At 70.7% G+C, this 17,546-nt stretch carries 18 protein-coding genes; 13 read left to right on the top strand and 5 right to left on the bottom strand.

The window, feature by feature from the left end; all coding sequences use genetic code 11:
- Window positions 1-46: 46 nt before the first annotated feature.
- Complete coding sequence (locus HC251_RS19690) at window positions 47-295, bottom strand: hypothetical protein (protein ID WP_219942310.1); 249 nt, start codon at window positions 293-295, stop codon at window positions 47-49.
- Between the two features lie 429 nt (window positions 296-724).
- On the opposite strand from HC251_RS19690, the gene HC251_RS19685 reads away from it, so the two are divergent.
- The 3 genes from HC251_RS19685 to HC251_RS19675 all read left to right on the top strand — a co-directional run bounded on the left by HC251_RS19685 (window position 725) and on the right by HC251_RS19675 (window position 2,880).
- Entirely contained in the window at window positions 725-976 is a 252-nt protein-coding gene (locus HC251_RS19685) for a hypothetical protein (RefSeq protein ID WP_219942309.1), read from the top strand.
- Between the two features lie 107 nt (window positions 977-1,083).
- Window positions 1,084-1,983 carry an enoyl-CoA hydratase/isomerase family protein gene (locus tag HC251_RS19680; protein ID WP_255566492.1) on the top strand — a complete coding sequence of 300 codons (900 nt, stop codon included), beginning with the start codon at window positions 1,084-1,086 and terminating at the stop codon, window positions 1,981-1,983.
- Window positions 1,984-2,010: 27 nt separating this feature from the next.
- Complete coding sequence (locus HC251_RS19675) at window positions 2,011-2,880, top strand: SDR family NAD(P)-dependent oxidoreductase (RefSeq protein WP_219942308.1); 870 nt, start codon at window positions 2,011-2,013, stop codon at window positions 2,878-2,880.
- Window positions 2,881-3,408: 528 nt separating this feature from the next.
- Here HC251_RS19675 and HC251_RS19670 read toward each other — a convergent pair.
- Window positions 3,409-4,017 carry a TetR/AcrR family transcriptional regulator gene (locus HC251_RS19670; RefSeq protein WP_219942307.1) on the bottom strand — a complete coding sequence of 203 codons (609 nt, stop codon included), beginning with the start codon at window positions 4,015-4,017 and terminating at the stop codon, window positions 3,409-3,411.
- A gap of 216 nt (window positions 4,018-4,233) precedes the next feature.
- Between HC251_RS19670 and HC251_RS19665 the strand changes: the two genes are divergently transcribed.
- Window positions 4,234-5,739: an MFS transporter gene (locus HC251_RS19665; RefSeq protein ID WP_219942306.1), complete on the top strand. Its 1,506-nt coding sequence runs from the start codon at window positions 4,234-4,236 to the stop codon at window positions 5,737-5,739.
- On the opposite strand, the gene HC251_RS19660 is transcribed toward HC251_RS19665, so the two are convergent.
- Window positions 5,731-6,141: a MarR family winged helix-turn-helix transcriptional regulator gene (locus HC251_RS19660; protein ID WP_219942305.1), complete on the bottom strand. Its 411-nt coding sequence runs from the start codon at window positions 6,139-6,141 to the stop codon at window positions 5,731-5,733. The two genes, HC251_RS19665 and HC251_RS19660, sit on opposite strands and share 9 nt — an antisense overlap.
- 143 nt (window positions 6,142-6,284) lie before the next feature.
- On the opposite strand from HC251_RS19660, the gene HC251_RS19655 reads away from it, so the two are divergent.
- The 9 genes from HC251_RS19655 to HC251_RS19615 all read left to right on the top strand — a co-directional run bounded on the left by HC251_RS19655 (window position 6,285) and on the right by HC251_RS19615 (window position 14,724).
- Window positions 6,285-7,931, top strand: coding sequence for an MDR family MFS transporter (locus HC251_RS19655; protein WP_219942304.1), 1,647 nt, complete (start codon window positions 6,285-6,287; stop codon window positions 7,929-7,931).
- Between the two features lie 71 nt (window positions 7,932-8,002).
- Window positions 8,003-8,440 (top strand): universal stress protein, encoded by a 438-nt coding sequence (locus tag HC251_RS19650; protein WP_219942303.1) that lies wholly within the window; start codon window positions 8,003-8,005, stop codon window positions 8,438-8,440.
- An 85-nt stretch (window positions 8,441-8,525) separates the two neighbouring features.
- Window positions 8,526-8,954: a hypothetical protein gene (locus HC251_RS19645; protein ID WP_219942302.1), complete on the top strand. Its 429-nt coding sequence runs from the start codon at window positions 8,526-8,528 to the stop codon at window positions 8,952-8,954.
- A 221-nt stretch (window positions 8,955-9,175) separates the two neighbouring features.
- Window positions 9,176-9,730 (top strand): TetR family transcriptional regulator, encoded by a 555-nt coding sequence (locus HC251_RS19640; RefSeq protein ID WP_219942301.1) that lies wholly within the window; start codon window positions 9,176-9,178, stop codon window positions 9,728-9,730.
- 211 nt (window positions 9,731-9,941) lie between these two features.
- Complete coding sequence (locus HC251_RS19635; RefSeq protein ID WP_219942300.1) at window positions 9,942-10,223, top strand: helix-turn-helix domain-containing protein; 282 nt, start codon at window positions 9,942-9,944, stop codon at window positions 10,221-10,223.
- On the top strand, window positions 10,220-10,852 hold the full coding sequence (locus HC251_RS19630; protein WP_219942299.1) for a TetR/AcrR family transcriptional regulator: 633 nt from the start codon (window positions 10,220-10,222) through the stop codon (window positions 10,850-10,852). The genes HC251_RS19635 and HC251_RS19630 overlap by 4 nt, the downstream gene beginning before the upstream one ends.
- A gap of 90 nt (window positions 10,853-10,942) precedes the next feature.
- Complete coding sequence (locus tag HC251_RS19625) at window positions 10,943-12,007, top strand: hypothetical protein (RefSeq protein ID WP_219942298.1); 1,065 nt, start codon at window positions 10,943-10,945, stop codon at window positions 12,005-12,007.
- Window positions 12,004-12,852: an SDR family NAD(P)-dependent oxidoreductase gene (locus HC251_RS19620; RefSeq protein ID WP_219942297.1), complete on the top strand. Its 849-nt coding sequence runs from the start codon at window positions 12,004-12,006 to the stop codon at window positions 12,850-12,852. Before HC251_RS19625 ends, HC251_RS19620 begins: the two co-directional genes overlap by 4 nt.
- A 9-nt stretch (window positions 12,853-12,861) precedes the next feature.
- A complete protein-coding gene (locus HC251_RS19615; RefSeq protein WP_219942296.1) occupies window positions 12,862-14,724 on the top strand; it encodes an NAD(P)/FAD-dependent oxidoreductase in 1,863 nt (620 codons plus the stop codon).
- Window positions 14,725-14,748: 24 nt separating this feature from the next.
- Here the strand turns inward: HC251_RS19615 and HC251_RS19610 are convergent, their stop codons facing one another.
- Together HC251_RS19610 and HC251_RS19605 are read right to left on the bottom strand one after the other, a co-directional pair.
- Window positions 14,749-16,359: an NAD(P)/FAD-dependent oxidoreductase gene (locus tag HC251_RS19610; protein ID WP_219942295.1), complete on the bottom strand. Its 1,611-nt coding sequence runs from the start codon at window positions 16,357-16,359 to the stop codon at window positions 14,749-14,751.
- A complete protein-coding gene (locus HC251_RS19605) occupies window positions 16,356-17,513 on the bottom strand; it encodes an acyl-CoA dehydrogenase family protein (protein ID WP_219942294.1) in 1,158 nt (385 codons plus the stop codon). Before HC251_RS19605 ends, HC251_RS19610 begins: the two co-directional genes overlap by 4 nt.
- Window positions 17,514-17,546: the final 33 nt, after the last annotated feature.

The following is a 17,546-nucleotide window of genomic DNA, read 5'->3' as shown; positions in this document are numbered from 1 at the left end:
GCGGCCGACCTGGTCGGCGGTGGACGATGCCGCGCCGATGGGTGCGCTACCCCCATCGGAATGGCCGCGACGAGGCCGACGACGACGCGGCGCCGTCCTGGGGACACCGACGGGTCACCGCGCGGGACCGGTAGCCGACGTTGAAGGTCTCGATGCGCTCTGCCAGCCGGTGCAGCGCCTCGACCGCGGTCACCCCACCGTCGTCGATGACGACGACCCACCCTCGACGATCGGTCGGGTGGGGCTCGCGGCGGGCCAGACCGTCGTCCTCGAGCGCCTGGACCTGGCGGCTCACCGATGTCGATCGGATCGGGCCGGATCATCACCCGCACCGGCCGCTACAAGATCTTCCCGGTCGTGGGCCTCATGGTGGTGGCCGTCGGCCTCGGGCTGTTCTCGCTGCTCGGCGTCGACGCCGCTCCCCGTCGCCGGAAGCTAGATGCTCGTCCTGGGCGCAGGCCTCGGCATGGTCATGCAGGTGCTGGTCCTCGCGGTGCAGAACGCCGTCGAGCTCCGCGACTGGGCACGGCAACGTCGGCCGCCACCTTCTTCCGCTCGATGGGCGGGGCCCTCGGGGTCGCCGTCTTCGGAGCGCTGCTCCCGAAGGGGTTGGGCCGCTACATCCCCGAACGTCTGACTGCCGCGGGGGTCGAGGGCGGCGGCGGTGGGAGCGACCTGCTCGGCACCCCCGACGCCAACGCCGCCCTGCCCCGTCCGCGATGCGGTGCTCGGCGGCTTCGCCGACAGCCTCTCCGACACCATCGCCATGCCGATCGCTGTGCTCGGCTTCCTCGGCGTGCTGCGCCTCCCCGAGCTGCCGCTGCGCACGTCGGTGCGGAACGACGAGCCGGTGACGGACGGGGAGAGGTTCGGCGCTGTCCTCGAGACGTCCTTCGTCGACGACGACGCGGACGTGCCGGACCTCACCGCTGGCGGCTCGCGCGGGCGACAGACCGACGCCACCAGCAGCAGCTGAACGACCCCTCGGTCGCCGTCGGGCCGGGCCCGGTCGGCGCGCGCCCACTGCGACACGGTGGCGGCCGCCGACGGCGACGGACCGGACGGTGCAGGAGCCACGCCCAGATGCTGATGGTGCGGCATTCGTCCCGTTTCTGCCGGGGCCAGCACGACACGCGACGAGTATCGTCCTGCGACCCGCGAGCGATTAGGTTCCGATGCGGAATCACGAAGGGGGTACCGGTGGCCGCTGTCGGGATCGAGCAAGAGGGTCTGGTGGGGGTGGTGGAGCTGCGGCGTCCACCACACAACTTCTTCGACGCCGGACTGATCGGTGACCTCGCGTCGGCGTTCGAAGAGCTCGATGCCGATCCCGAGTGCCGGGCGATCGTGCTCGCCGCGGAAGGCCGGTCCTTCTGCGCCGGCGCGGACTTCTCCGGCCAGACCCCGGATGCCGGCTCGTTCGGCAGCGGCGGAGGCATCGGCGCTGGTTCCCTCTACCACGAGGCGCTGCGGCTGTTCGTCATCGCCACGCCGGTGGTGGCCGCGGTGCACGGCGCCGCCATCGGCGGCGGCCTCGGGCTCGCCCTGGTCGCCGACTTCCGCGTGACCTGCCCGGAGGCCCGTTGGTCGGCCAACTTCGCCCGGCTGGGCTTCCACCCCGGGTTCGCCCTGACCGAGACGCTGCCCGCGCTCGTGGGTGGCCAGCATGCCCGCCGGCTCTTCTACACCGGTACCCGGATCGACGGCACGGAGGCCGCGGCGATCGGCCTGGCCGACGAGTGCGTCGCCGACGCCGGCACCGTGCGGGAGCGCAGCCGCGAGATCGCCGCCCGGATCGCCGGCTCAGCACCGCTGGTGGTGCAGGCGGTCAAGCGCACGCTCGCGGGCGATCGCCTCGACCGGCTGCGGGCCACCACCGATCACGAGCTGGCCGAGCAGGTCCGCCTCCTCGCCACCGACGACGCCCGCGAGGGCATCGCCGCCTACGCCGAGCGCCGGCCGCCGGTCTTCCACGGCCGGTAGCCCCCGAACCCACCAGGAGGCGCAGACATGGAGCAGCTTGAGGGGCGGGTCGCGGTGGTGACCGGCGGCGGGAGCGGCATCGGCCGAGCGGTGGCCACCCAGCTCGCAGCCGCCGGCATGAGCGTCGTGGTCGCCGACATCCAACAGGACGCGCTCGACGCCACCGTCGCCGGCCTGGCCCGGGCCGGTCACCGCGTCCTGGGCGTGCGCACCGACGTGTCCGACGGGGACTCCGTCACGGCGCTCGCCGATGCCGCCGTGACGGAGTTCGGCGCCGTGCACCTCGTCCACAACAACGCCGGCGTCGGGGTGGGTGGACCGATCTGGGCCCACACCGAGCGGGACTGGCAGTGGGTGCTCGGGGTCAACCTGTGGGGCGTCATCCACGGGATCCGTGTGTTCGTGCCCCTCATGCTCGAGCAGGGCGGCCCGGCGCACGTGGTCAACACCGCATCCATGGCCGGTCTCATCTCGGTGCCCTCCCTTGGCGCCTACAACGTCTCCAAGCACGGCGTGGTCACCCTGAGCGAGACCCTGTACCGAGACCTGCGCCTCGCCGGAGCCGACATCGGCGTGTCCGTCCTGTGCCCGGGGCTCGTGATGACGAACATCTTCGAGTCCCAGCGCAACCGGCCCGAGCCGCTCGCCGACGACGATGGCGGGTCGGGCGGTCTGTCGGCGCTCATGGAGGGGGTGGGTGAGCCCGGAGCCACCGAGGCCGCGGCCGACGCGTTCGGCCAGATCCTCTCGCCCGATGAGGTGGGCGCCGCTGTCGTCGACGCGGTGCGCGGCAACCGCTTCTACATCCTCACCCACCCCGAGCGCACCGAGGCGCTCGTGCGCACCCGGTGCGACGACATCGTCGACGCTCGCCACCCGTCGCCGCTCCGGCCCTGAGTCGCGTCGACCGAGGCCCGCGGCCGTCGGGCCCGTCAGGACATCGTTGCGACCGTCGGGGCCGCTCGCCGCCATCGACAGGTGCTCGCGCGCGACCAGCATCTGCGGGAGGACTTGGAGGCCCCGTTCTGGGCCGAGCGCCGGCTCGGAGCGCTCCCTGCTGCGGCTCATCACCGGTACCACTGTGGGTGAGACATCGTGCCGCCCACGTCGCACGCCGAGGACCAGCACCGCCTCCGTCGGGCCCTCGCAAACGCACCCGTTCTGGCTCGACGCAACCCGCCAGGACCTACCGGTTGCAACTCGTGTTTAGAGCAAACTGTCTAGACCGAGTGCCTGACCGTCGGGGAGGGCTGCACGCCCGGACCTCGAGCTGCACCAGTCCCCCGTCGGGGTGCGCGTCACGCGGCGAGACGGCCCGCCCCTCGGACTCTGAGGTCCTCGCTCACGAGGGTGCAGCTGCGGTGCGGCGGGCGTTGCGGCGCGCTCGCCCGGGGCGCTGTCCTCGTGGGGTTGCGAGCCCTCCGACTAGGCGGGAGGTGCCGGCGCCACGGGTTCGCCCTCGCGGGCAGCAGCCAGGAACCAGTCGACCACCGACATGACGAACTCGGAGTCGAGGACGTCGTCGCCCTCGAACAGATGGCGGAAGAGCACCGGACCGACCAGCTGCGGGATGGCTGCGTCTGGCCTGAGGTCGTTCGCGAGCTCGCCACGCTGCACCCCGTCGACCACGATCGCGTGCAAGACCCGCCCGCCCTCGGCGCGCATCTCCCGGTTCAGATCTGCAAACTCAGGATCGTCGCCGGCCTGCTGGCCGATTGCGACGAACACTCGGCCGAAGCCGGTGGTGGTGAGGGCAGCCCGGAACGCTTCCAGCTCTGCGACGAGGTCTGCGCGCAGGTCACCTGTCATGGAGGTGTGGGTCAGGCGACCTTCCTCGCGGATCAGGTCCCGGAGCAGATCGAGGCGCTGAGGCCAGTGTCGGTACAAGGTCGTGCGGGCGTACCCGCTGCGCTCGGCAACCCGGGCCAGGGTGACACGCTCCCAACCTTCGTCGAGGAGGACAGAGCGCGCCGCGGCCAAGACGTCGTGGCGGGTGCGTACCACGCGCGGATCAACGCTCAGCCCATCGCTCACGTGGACGAACGTACCAAACTATCCGCTACAGGCTGTCCTCTAGATGACGTTACGTGCTAGACGTTGGTCCTCGTTGCCGGATCGAGACCCCAGGAGCCACCGTTGACGACCACCACCGACCTCGGCCCGCCGCCTGAGATCCCGGGCCTCCACGACGAGGTCATCGTGGACCCGCGTCGCCGACTGCTCGTCCTGGCCGCCATGTGCGTCGCGCTCGTGGCGGTCGTCGCCTCGGTATCGGGCCTCAACGTCGCGCAACAGGCGTTGGCCGCGGATCTCGATGCCTCCCAGAGCGAGCTGCTGTGGATCATCAACGGCTACACCCTCGCCCTCGCTGCCCTCCTCATGCCCGTGGGGGCGATCGGGGACAGATGGGGACGCAAGCCGGTCCTCATGATCGGTCTCGTGGCGTTCTCGCTGATCAACCTGGCCTCCTCCTTCGCGACCGAGCCGAGCGTGCTCATCGCGCTGCGCGTCGTCGCCGGACTGTCCGCCGCGATGGTGATGCCCGTCACCCTGTCGGTCATCACCACGAGCTTCCCGCACGAGGAGCAGGCCAAGGCCATCGGCACCTGGGCAGGGTTCGCGGGTGCGGGCGGCATCATCGGGCTCTTCGCCTCGGCCGCGATCATCGACAACGCCACCTGGCCGTGGGTCTTCGCTCTTCCGATCGGTCTGGCTGCTGTCTCCTTCGGGCTGACCGCAGCGTTCGTCCCGCACTCGGTCGAACACACCGGGGCGGGCTTCGACATCGCAGGCTCGCTCCTGTCGGTCCTCGCCGTCGGTGGGCTCGTCTTGGCCTTCCACGAGGGGCCCGAGCGGGGGTGGACCGACGCAGTCACGGTGGCTGCGTTGGCTGCCGGACTGCTCGGCGCCGTCGCGTTCGTGCTCGTCGAGCTCCGCCGGGATCACCCGCTGGTCGATGTGCGCGTCTTCGCGCTCCGCGGCCTCGCCGCCGGTTCGATCAACCTCTTCGTGGTGTTCGCCGTGATGTTCTCGCTGTTCCTGGTGCTGGTGCAGTACCTCCAGGCCGTCCTCGGCTACTCCGCGCTGAAGGCGGCGTCAGGGCTGCTTCCGATGGCGGCGATGATGATGCCGCTGTCCACGATCGCCCCGACCATCGCCGAGCGGATCGGCTTCCGGCGCACCCTCGTCACCGGGATGCTGCTGCTCGCAGGAGGTCTGGTCCTCTTCGCCACCCTCGCGGATCCCGGCGGAGGGTACCTCTCGGTGCTCCCTGGCATCCTCGTGCTCGGAGCCGGTGTCGGACTCGCCATGAGCCCGTCCACCGCAGCGATCACCTCCTCTCTCCCCGAGGAGAAGCAGGGTGTCGCCTCGGCGCTCAACGACACGGTGCGCGAGATGGGCGGCGCCGTGGGCATCGCCCTCATCGGTTCGGTCCTGAACTCTGCCTATCGGTCGAACATCGAGCCGACCGCCGTCTCCCTGCCACCCGAGGTCGCCGAACCGGTGACCTCGGGAATCGGCGGTGCACTCGCCGCGGCGGGACGGATGGGTGCCGACGGAACCGCCCTCGTCGACGCCTCCCGACAGGCCTTCGTCGACGGCATGGCCCCAGCGTTGTACCTGGCGGCAGGCCTGGCGCTCGTTGCGGCCGTGTTCACCGCTCTCCGGGGCCCAAGGACGGCGGCTGGAGTCGAAGCGGGCCCCGATCTGAGCGACCACGCCGAGGCACTGACCGAGAGCGATCACTCACCCTGACGCCGCCGTTGACGCACGGGCGCCGGGCGCGGCTCGCTGCGCCTCGACGGCACCGACCAGCCGCTCCATCAACGACGCCAGGCGTTCTCGGTCCTCGGCCTCGAAGGTGTCCAGCAGCTCGGACAGCAGGACGTTCGACCGGCCCCGCACCCTGGCGTGCAGACGTCGACCACCCCCACTCGGCACGACCAGGACCACCCGGGCGTCGCCGGAGTCCGTGGTCCGGTCGACCAGAGCCAGCTTCTGCAGCCGGGCCACGGTCCGCGTAGCCGTCGACGGATCGACGCGCAACAGGGCCGCCACCTCACTCATCCGCACCGGGGCGTGGGACACGATGAGATCGAGGGCGTCGGCCTGGGCGACGTCGAGGGGTGGGTCCGGCTCGTACAGGAACGCCCGCACGGGCCCTGTCGAGCCCGTCCTCCGGAGATCTCTCCACGCAACCCGGATCCGCTCCGCGACCGGGTCGATCTCTGCGAGTGGCTCAATCACCCCACCGATGGTAGTCCTTGCACCCTACAACCAAATGGTTGTAGGGTGCAACCATGCGCGACGTCGCGGCGCTTCCCGCCTCTCGTCTCACCCACCGGCAGATCTTGGTGGTCTTCAGCGGACTGATGGCCGGCATGCTCCTCGCCGCCCTCGACCAGACGATCGTGTCGACTGCGCTGCCGACCATCGTGGGCGAGCTCGGCGGCCTCGACCACCTCTCATGGGTCGTCACGGCCTACCTGTTGACCACCACCGCCAGCACCCCGCTCTACGGGAAGCTGTCAGACATCTATGGCCGCCGACTGATGTTCCAGTCGGCCATCGTCATCTTCGTCCTGGGATCGGTCCTGTGTGGGCTCTCCCAGGACATGCTCCAGCTCATCGTGTTCCGCGGCATCCAAGGGATCGGAGCCGGTGGCCTGATGGCCATGGCGTTCGCCATCATCGGCGACATCGTCTCGCCCCGGGAGCGAGGCCGCTACACGGGCTACCTGGGGGCGGTGTTCGCAGTCGCCTCCGTGGCAGGACCACTGCTCGGTGGGTTCTTCGTCGACAACCTCACGTGGCGATGGGTCTTCTACGTCAACGTCCCGATCGGGATCATGGCCCTGGTCATCACGAGCGCCGTGCTGCGCCTGCCCTTCGCGCGCCAGGACCACAAGATCGACTTCGCCGGAGCGGCGCTGCTCGTTGCGAGCGTTTCGACGCTGCTGTTGGGTCTCGTGTGGGGTGGCAGCGAGTACCCGTGGGATTCGGCGGTCATCGTCGGGCTCCTCGGCGGCTCCGTCGTGCTCACTGCCGTGTTCCTCTGGTGGGAGACCCGCACTCCAGAACCGATCCTGCCGCTTCGGCTGTTCCGCGGCCGCGTCTTCAGCGCCGGAGTCGCGCTGTCGTTCCTCCTCGGCGGCGCGATGTTCGGCGCGATCGTGTTCCTGCCGTTGTTCCTCCAGGTCGCCACCGGAGCCACTGCCACCAACTCCGGCCTCCTCTTGTTGCCGCTCATGGCCGGACTCATGACCACCTCGATCCTCTCTGGACGAGTCATCGCCAAGACCGGTCACTACCGGAGGTGGCCCATCGCGGGCATGGGGGTGGCTGCGGTCGGCATGTACCTGTTGTCGACGATGGAGCCCGACACGACTCGGGCCGCCAGCTCCCTGTACATGCTGATCGTGGGCGTGGGACTCGGCATGGTCATGCAGGTCTTGGTCCTCGCCGTGCAGAACGCCGCCGACTTCAAGGACCTCGGGGTCGCGACGTCCTCGGTGAACTTCTTCCGCAGCCTCGGTGGGTCCTTCGGGGTGTCGCTCTTCGGGGTGCTGTTCGCCACCCTGCTCGACGACAAGCTCGCCGCGATCTTCTCCGCGGGTGCGCTGGGTTCGGCTGGACTGAGCCCTGAGGCGCTGACCGCCACCCCGGAGCAGATCCAGGCTCTCCCGCCGGACATCCTGCTGCCCGTGACCGAGGCGATGGCCGATTCGATCACGGCGATCTTCCTGTGCACGGTGCCCCTGTTGGTGATCGGCGTGGCGATCGCGATCGCGCTTCCCGGGCTTCCGCTCAAGGACACCGCACACATCGGCTCCACCCTCGAAGGCGCGGAGATCGCGTTGGCCGAGGTGGTCGGCGGAGAGGCGACCGTCGACGAGCTCACCGACGACGGCACCGTCCCCATCGATGCGGACGGAGCGTCCCGATGACCCGCTCGGCCATCAATGTCCCCGAGCTGGGGCCCCCGCTGCACGAGCGGTGAGGACGCCGGCGTGAGGTCATGGAGGCGCTAACCGTCGTGGTGGGCCTCGACGGATCCGACGGGTCTCTGGCGGCGCTCGCCGTCGCTGCTCGACAGGCCGCCCTGACCGGCCACCGCATCGTCGCCGTCCACGTGGTCCGCACTCACCCTCTCGTCACCACCGCTCCCGTCAGTGGCGCCGGAGCGCTCGCCGTCACCGACGACGAGGTCGTCGATCGCTGTCACCTGGACTGCGAAGTGGTCCTGGCCGGCACCGATCTCCGGTGGCGGTTCGAGGTCCGCCGCGGTGATCCCATCACCGAGCTGGCCCGGGCCGCGACCGACCACGACGCGACCTGGGTTGCCATCGGGCGCAGCGGGCGACGCCGCTTCCCCTGCGGATCACGCACGAGCATGAGTGAACGGCTTGTGCACGAGTGCGACCGACCTGTGCTCATCGTTCCGCCCGACACGTGAACGTGCCACTCCCGATGAGCCCAGCCGATGCGCAAACCACGCCGATCGTGGCACGTGGCGGCGCCGCCAAGGCGCCGAGCAGGCCATGGTGAGGGAGCGCTTCGTCCGAGTCGACGAGCACGTCGTGGTGGCGTGTCCTCCCCAGGAAGCGCTCTCGTGCCTGGACGGGCCGACGGCGATCGCCGCCTGGTTCGGTGGCCGCCGCGATGGATCGCGAACCACGATCGCGTCAGGAGCCGGCGACCTCGTGCTCGAGCGTGCCCACGAGGAATGGCTGCCGGAGGACGGCGCTCTCCTCGTGGTCGGGGCCACCGGCGACCTGTGGTTTCGTGCCCACCTCACCGTGCGCGCGGTGATGCGCCCTGGCGCTCACCGGTACCTCCATCCGGGTACCGAGATCTGGACCCACGTCGAGCTCGGTCCGGCCGATCGGGCGATGCACGCAGTGGCGGTGGTGCAAGACGTCCTGCGGCACGGCCTCGACCACCTTCGTCTCGAGCTCGACGCATCCTGATCGTGTGTCAACCACTTAGACCCGCTCCGCCGCCCCGCCTACACTTTTGGACGTGATGTCTAGACCCGTCGTCGAAGTGCCTTGTCCGGTCGAGCCAGACCGCTGGGGATCCGACATCGAGGCGCTCTGCCAAACCATGGAGTGGACGACTGCGTGCACCGAGTCGACGCGATGGACGGATCCCGGCCGACGAGCGGGCCAGGACGACGAGTCGTGACTCCATGAGAGACGCCAGCGCCACCCGACGGCGCTTGCTCGCCGCCGCCCGCGAGGAGTTCGCCACCCACGGCATCGCCGGGGCCCGGGTCGACCGGATCGCCGTGATCGCCAAGACGAACAAGGCGCTGATGTACCACTACTTCGAAAGCAAGAACGAGCTTTTCGACGCTGTCTTCTCCACTGTGGTTGCACAGGTGGTCACTGGCATCCCACTCGACGTGTACGACCTGCCCGGCTACGCAGCACGCTTGGTCGAAGCCTACGAGGAGCACCCCGATCTGCGGCGGCTGGCCACCTGGCACCGCCTCGAACGGTCGAGCGATGCGCCCCACGAGATCGCCGTTCACAACATCAGGGCCAGGGTCGACCTCATCGCCGCAGCCCAGCGCGAAGGCCGGGTGTCGGATCGATATCCGCCGGACGTCACCCTGATGCTCGTCCACCACATCGCCGCGGTCTGGGCCTCAGCGCCCGCCGAGCTGGATCTCGTCAGCGCTGCCACGTCGGGGAGCCGTGCGGGCGTCGTGGCCGACGCCGTCGCGCGACTCCTGAGGTGAGCGCTTCATCTCCGCAGATCCCCTACCTGTCAGATGGTGGCTGCTTGATGCTGTAGCCGCAACGATTGGGGCGGAGGAGGTGAGAGATCATGACAACGATGACCGCTGATGAGACCGAGGTGCGCCGTGCGAAGCGGACGTGGCCGGCGCAGTACAAGCTCGACATCTTGACCGAGATCGACCAGGCCAAGGCGACCGTGAGCCGGGCGCCGTGGGCGAGATCTGCCGGCGGGAGGGCCTGTACTCGCAGCTGATCGCCCACTGGCGCAACCAGCGCGACCAGGGGGCGCTGGAGGGTCTGGCCGATCGGCCCACGGGTCGCCCGAAGACGGACCGCACCCGGGCCGAGCTGGCCCGGCTGCGTGACCGGGTCGCCCAGCTCGAAGGCGAGCTGGGCACGGCGAACGAGCTGATCGAGGCCCAGGCAAAAGTCTCGGCGCTGCTGCATGAGATGTCCCGCAGCAGCGCCGAGCCGACCAGGAACAAGCCATGACCGATCTGATCGAGGCGTGGGCGTCGCGGGTCGGCGTCGCCCGGGCGTGTCGGGCCTTCGGGGTCTCTTGTTCACCCCGCGGCGAGCACGAGGTCAAGGAGGCGGTCCTGGAGGCGGCTTCGGTGCTGTTCGCCGAGAAGGGGCCAGCGGCCACGTCGCTGCGCGAGATCGCCCGGGCCGCTGCGGTGAACCACGGCCTGATCCACCGCCACTTCGGCTCGAAGCAGCGCCTGGTAGGCGCCGTCCACGATCACCTGGCGCAGCGCCTGGCGGCGACGGATCCCTTCCGCCAGGCGACGGTGGCCAGCGCGCTCGACGCCTTCCACACGCTGGAGGACAACCGCACGTACTGGATGGTGCTCACCCGGGCCATGCTCGACGGGGAGCTGGCCGACGTGCTGGGCTCCGACCTAGCCGGCGGGCACCGGATGGTGGAGACGCTGCGGGCCGCGATCGGCGACCACGCCGACCTCGACGCCAGCGACCTCATGGCCTTCGCCTTCTCCTTCGGCTGGCTCCTGCTGCGCGACTTCATCCAGGCCGCCACCGGCGCCGGCGACGACGTGCCCGAGCAGTGGTTCGCGGCCATGGCCTCGCTGCTCGACCTCGACGGCCGCCCTCGCCGCTGAGCGGCGAGCGGTGGGTTGCACAACTGTAGACACGCGCCTACGGTCCGTGCTCCGGGGGGGCCATGGGCCCGCCACCGTGAGGAGGACCAGATGGCCCACACGCTCGAGTTCGCCGCCGACGACCTGCTGACCACCCATCCCATCGAGGAGCCGTTGATCGCCGGTGGCATCCGGTGCCACGGTGGGTTCCTGGCCGACGGTACCTACGTGTCGCCTCGCACCGCGGTGCGGGGCTCGGCCATCGCCGCCTGGCAGGAGGCGCACCGCAAGGACTTCGGCACCGAGATCCTCCACGCCCCGATGGAGACCTGGCCGGGGAACTACCCGACCGTGGAGCAGGCCCGGTTCCTGCTCCGCAGCGGCGTGCGCGAGCCGATCATCGCCACGCTGACCCGCATCGGCACGGTCGAGGGGTTCGGGGCCATGATCCGCTTCCTGGCCCCGGCCGACATGCAGAGGTTCTTCGACGACGACATCCGCGGCACGGCGCTGGACCACCTGGCCAGGGGCCTGGTCGAGGCCCACGCCCGCGACGAGGCCGGCTTCGGCGAGGAGGCCGGGCACGACCGCATGTGGTACGCCACCCGCGACATCGCCTTCGAGAACCCGGTCACCCACGACGAGACCGCGCTCATGATGCAGCGCATGGGCATCGCGTTCGGGGCCGAGCCCGACCCCGTCGGCGCCCGGCAGCGGTTCATGGACAAGCGCGCCTTCGAGGACCTCGACCCCGGCCTGGAGCTGCTGATCTCCACGATGCTGCGGGTGCTGTTCGTGGAGATCAAGGCGTTCCACACCTTCGCGTGGGCCGAGGAGCTGCTCTCCGACACCGGGCTGGTCGCCGGCGAGGGCGAGGCCGCCCGCATCGTGTCCTACATCCGCGCCGACGAGACGCCGCACGTGGAGTACCTGCGCACCGCGCTCACAGAGATGCGCGACCGCACCTTCATCGGCGAGTCCGGCCGCAAGTACCCGGGGACCGACATCATCGGGCCGATGTGGGAGACGTCCCTGGCCGAGTCCCTCGGCCGGCTCGAGGACCAGAACCGGGCGGCGACCGTCAGCGAGCTCGAGCACGCCCTCGCGTCGCACCCCAGGGGCGCCGACCTGCTGGCCGAGCTCCACCACCTCGAGACCGCCGGTGCAGGGGCATGACGCTGCCCGACGTCGCCGGTTGCACGGCGGTCGTCACCGGCGCAGCGAGCGGCATCGGCTTCGCGCTGGCCGAGCGCTTCGCAGGCGACGGCGCCCGGGTGGTGATGGCCGACGTCGAGGCGCCGGCGCTCGAACAGGCCGCAGACAGGTTGCGCGAGCGGGGGGCGCAGGTGCACCCGGTGATCACCGACGTGTCCGATGGCGAGGCCGTCGACGCCCTGGCCGCCGAGGCGGTCGACGTCTTCGGCCCCGTGCACCTGCTGTGCAACAACGCCGGCGTCGGTGCCGGCGGGCTCACTTGGGAACTGACCACGAAGGACTGGGAGTGGGTGCTCGGCGTCAACCTCTGGGGCGTCATCCACGGCCTGCGCGCCTTCCTGCCCGGCATGCTCGCCCACGGCGAGCCGGCCCACGTCGTCAACACCGCCTCTCTCGCTGGCCATGTGTCCGCCCCGTTCATGGCCCCGTACGGCGCGTCGAAGTTCGCCGTCGTGGCCATCAGCGAAGCCCTGTTCCACGAGCTCGCGATGACGGGCTCGTGCGTGGGGGTGTCGGTGCTGTGCCCGGGGTGGGTGAACACCAACATCCACTCCTCGGAGCGCAACCGCCCCGGAGGAGGGCAGGCCGACGCGCCCTCCGGCGAGTCGGCCGGCATGGCGGTGGACATGCTCCGCCGGGTGCTCTCCTCGGGGATGGACCCGGCCGAGGTGGCCGCACTGGTGGTCGACGCGGTGCGCGAGGGCGCCTTCTACGTCTTCACCCACCCCGACATGATGCCGGCGGTCGAGACCCGGGCCGGCGCCATCCTGCAAGGGCATGACCCCCAGCTGTCCATGAACCTGTAGAGCCGCACCGTGACCACCACCGAGACATCCCCGGCCATCGACAAGGAGGCGCTGCGCCGCCGCTACCGGGCCGAGCGCGACAAGCGGCTCCGCCGGGAGGGCAACGCCCAGTACCGGCGCCTCGCCGGCGAGCTGGTGCGCGACCCGTACCTGCCCGTGCAGCCCCGCGGGCCGGTCACCGACCACGTCACCTTCACCTTCGTGGGCGGCGGGTTCGCCGGGCTCGTCACCGGCGCCCGCCTGGCCGAGGCCGGCGTGAGCGACGTGCGCATCCTCGACAAGGCCGGGGACTTCGGCGGCACCTGGTACTGGAACCGCTACCCGGGCGCCCAGTGCGACACTGCGTCCTTCGTCTATCTCCCGCTGCTGGAGGAGACGGGGCACATGCCCACCGAGAAGTACGCCCACGCGCCCGAGATCCTCGAGCACTGCCGGCGGATCGGGCGCCAGTACGGGCTGTACGAGGATGCCCTGTTCCACACCGAGGTCACCGACCTGCTCTGGGACGACGCCGAGCAGGTGTGGGTCGTCTCCACCGACCGGGGCGACCGGTTCACCACCCAGTTCCTCGGCGTCGGCACCGGGCCCCTGCACGTGGCCAAGCTGCCAGACCTGCCCGGCATCGAGACGTACCAGGGGCACTCGTTCCACACCAGTCGCTGGGACTACGCCTACACCGGGGGCGGTCCCGACGGCTCGCCCATGACCGGCCTGGCCGACAAGCGGGTGGCCATCGTCGGCACCGGGGCCACCGCCGTGCAATGCGTGCCGCACCTGGCTCGCGACGCCGGCGAGCTGTACGTGCTCCAGCGCACGCCGTCGTCGGTCGACATCAGGGGCAACGCGCCCACCGACCCCGCGTGGTTCGCCGGCATCGCCACGCCCGGGTGGCAGCAACGCTGGCTGGAGAACTTCACCGCCAACACCATGGGCGGTTTCGGCGCCGACGAAGACCTCGTGGCCGACGGCTGGACCGACATCTCCCGCCGTGTCAAGGCGAAGGTCATGGCCCGCATGGCCGAGGGCGGCGCGTTCGACGCCGACGCCCTCCTCGACGCGTTCGAAGACGCCGACTTCGAGAAGATGGAGGAGATCCGGGCCCGGGTCGACTCCGTCGTCGCCGACCCGGCGACCGCCGAGGCGCTCAAGGCCTGGTACGGGCAGCTGTGCAAGCGGCCCTGCTTCCACGACGAGTACCTCGACGCCTTCGGCCGTCGTGGCGTCACCCTGGTCGACACCGACGGCAAGGGTATCGAACGCGTCACCGAGCGTGGGGTGGTCGTGGCCGGCCGGGAGTACGAGGTCGACTGCATCGTGTGGGCCACCGGCTTCGAGGTCGGCACCGACTTCGTGTCCCGGTGCGGGTTCGACCTGGTTGGCCGGGACGGGCTCCGCTTGTGCGAGCACTGGGCCGACGGCATGCGCACCCTGCACGGCATCCACGTGCACGGGTTCCCCAACGCCTTCATCGTGCAGCTGAGCCAGGGCGCCAACCACATCGCCAACGTTCCGCACAACATGAGCGAGGCCGGGGCGACGATCGCCGCTGTGGTCGGCGCCGCCGTCGAGCGGGGCTGCCGCACCGTGGAGGCCACCGCCGAAGCCGAAGAGTCGTGGCTGCAGCGCCTCCACGACGGCCCGCCGAGCCCCCTGCTCGGCGGGGGCGACGACGGTGAGGGGGACGGCCGCCGGTCCCTGTACGTGCCCGGATCACCCGAGTGCACGCCCGGCTACTACAACAACGAGGGCCAGCCGGCCACGGCTGCCCAGCGGGCCAACGTTCTGGGCTTCCCGGGCGGGCCGCTGGCGTTCTTCTCCTACATCGACGCCTGGCGCACCTCGGGTGACTTCGCCGGCCTGGACATGGCCTGAACCGCAGCTCGCCGGTGGCGGCGCTCAGCCGCCGCCGGCGAGGTGGAAGCCCCGGTAGCCCGCCGCGGCCGCGTCCTGGCACGAGGCCAGGTACAGCTGCAGGCCGCCGGGCCAGTTGAGCATCTCTCGGGGCTTGCCCGGGATGTTGGCCCCCATGTACCAGGAGTCGGCCCGGGGGAACAGCGTCATCTCGGCGATGCCGTGGACCATGCCCCGCCACTCCTCCTCCGCCTCGGCCGTGGCCTCGATGCGGGTGGTGCCGGTGCCGTGCAGGTGGGCGAGCAGCTCGACCACCCAGTCGCCCTGGACCTCGGCGCACGTGGGCCCGTTGCAGAACCCCGACGGGCTCTGGGGCCCGTACAGGTAGAAGAGGTTGGGGAACCCCTGGCTGGCCAGGCCCAGGTGGGTGCGGACCCCGCCGGCCCAGTGCTCGCCCAGCGTCTGGCCCTCGGTGCCGCGCAGGTCGATGCTGACCAGGCCACCGGTGACCGCGTCGAAGCCGGTGGCCAGCGCCAGCAGGTCGCACGGGTACTCGCCGGCGGTGGTGCGCACCCCGCTGGCGGTGACGGCCTCGATGGGCGTGGTCCGCAGGTCGACCAGCTCGACGTTGTCTTGGTTGAAGGCGTCGTAGTACCACTGCTCGAGCGACGGCCGCTTCACCCCGAAGGGGTGGGGTGGCTCGGCCGGGGCGAGGATCGCGGCGACGGCGGGGTCGTGCACGCGCTCGTGGACCTTGGTCCGCCAGAAGTCGTAGGCGGTGCGGTTGGCCACCTCGTCCAGCAGCAGGTCCGAGTAGCCGCCGGCCCAGAAGGCGAAGCCGCCCTCCTGCCACAGCCGCTCGTAGGTCTCGAGCCGGTCGGCCTCGGACACGTCGAAGGTGTTGACCCCGCGCTCGGGGTAGGCGAAGCCGCTGTTGGTCTGGGTGCGCCGCGCGAAGATCTCCGGGTACCCGGGCTTGGCCTCGTCCTGGTCGTCGCGGGTGAGGCGGCGCTGCTGCATGGCCAGGGCCAGGATCGGCGTGCGCTGGAACACGGTGACGTGCTCGGCGACCCGGGCCGCCTCCTGGATCACCTGGACGCCGCTGGCGGCGGTTCCGAGCACCGCCACCCGCCGGCCGGTCAGATCGATGCCGTCCTGGGGCCAGTGGGCCGTGTGCGACCACTCGCCGCCGAAGTCGGCGAGGCCCGGGAGGTCCGGAACGTAGGCCTTGGCGGCGAAGCCGGTGCACAGCACCACGAACCGCGTGCGCAGCGTCTCGCCACCGTCGGTGCGCACGTCCCAGCACCGCTGCTCCTCGTCCCACGACGCGCCCGCCACCCGGGTGCTGAACCGGATGTCGTCGCGCAGGCCCCAGACGGAGTCGACGTGGTCGAAGTAGCGGCGCAGCGCCTGCCAGTCGGGGAAGCGCTCGTCCCAGTACCAGTCCTTCCAGAGGGCCTCGTCGGAGTACTCGTAGAGGGGCACGTGTGAGTCGACGCGGGCGCCCGGGTAGCAGTTCAAGTACCAGATGCCGCCCAGCCCGGTGCCGGCTTCAAGCAGTGTGACCCGCAGACCGAGGTCGCGCAGGTGGTGGAGCTGGTAGAGGCCGGCGAAGCCGGCGCCGACGACGACGACGTCGTGCTCGGGCGTGCTCATCGCCGCCTCGCCTCCGCCCAGGGCAGGCCCTGCTCCACGTCGATGTCGTGAGGAAGCCCCAGCACCCGCTCGCCGATGATGTTCCGCTGCACCACGCCGGTGCCGCCACCGATGGTGAGGGCGGGGGCGAAGAGGAACCCGTGGGCCCACACGTCGGCGTCGCCACCGAAGGGTCCCACGTCGTCGCGCACGCCCGCCGTGCCAGCCAGGTCCTTGGCCACCTCCATGATGTGCTGCCCGTGCTCGTCGGCCATCACCTTGCGGATCGATGCCTCCGGCCCCGGAGGCTCACCCTTGATGGCGGCCGTGACGGTGCGCAGGCGGATGAGCCGCAGAAGCTCGGACTCGATGCGGAGCTGGGCCAGGCGCTGGGGCAGCAGCGGATCGTCGATGCTGCCGTGCTCGCGGACGACGTCGAGGAGGTCAGCGGCGGTGGGCCCGTGGCCCCACAGGGCCCCGCCGGAGGACAGCGAGACCCGCTCGTTGCCCAGGGTCACCTTGGCCAGCGACCAGCCGCGGTTCTCCTCTCCCACGAGGTTCTCGGCCGGGATGCGCACGTCGGTGAGGAACACCTCGTTGAACGTGTGACCTCCGGTCATCGCGATGATGGGGCGGATCTCGATGCCCGGTGCGTCCATGGGGCAGATGAAGTACGACACGCCCTGGTGCTTGGGTTGGTCCGGGTCGGTGCGGGCGATCAGGATGCCGTAGGCGGAGAGCTGCGCCAGCGACGTCCAGATCTTCTGGCCGGTGATCACGTACTCGTCGCCGTCGCGCACCGCCCGGGTGCCCAGGTTGGCCAGGTCGGAGCCGGCCTGAGGCTCGGAGAACAGCTGGCACCACACCTCCTCCCCGGCGAGCAGCGGCATCAGGTACCGATCCTTCTGCTCCTGGGTGCCGGCGTGCAGGATCGTCGGGCCGGCCCAACCGATGCCGATGGGGTTCAACGGTCGGCGGACGCCGGCCCGCTTGAGCTCGTCATCGATGACGAGCTGCTGGATCGGGTCGGCGTCGAGACCCCACGGCGCCGGCCAGTGCGGCGCCACGTAGCCGGCCTCCGCGAGCTGGCGCCCAGTCGGCGCCGGGCGCTCCGCCAGCCACTCACGGATCGCCTTGCGGTCCGGGTGGTCGGCGCCCGGCAGGTCGAAGTCCATCTGCGGCACGCTCCTGTTGCTTCGATGCCGAGC

The organism is Iamia sp. SCSIO 61187, from assembly GCF_019443745.1.
Classification (GTDB): Bacteria; Actinomycetota; Acidimicrobiia; order Acidimicrobiales; family Iamiaceae; genus Iamia.
The sequence above is the reverse complement of the archived record's forward strand: the minus strand, read 5'-3'. Positions and strand labels throughout refer to the sequence as shown.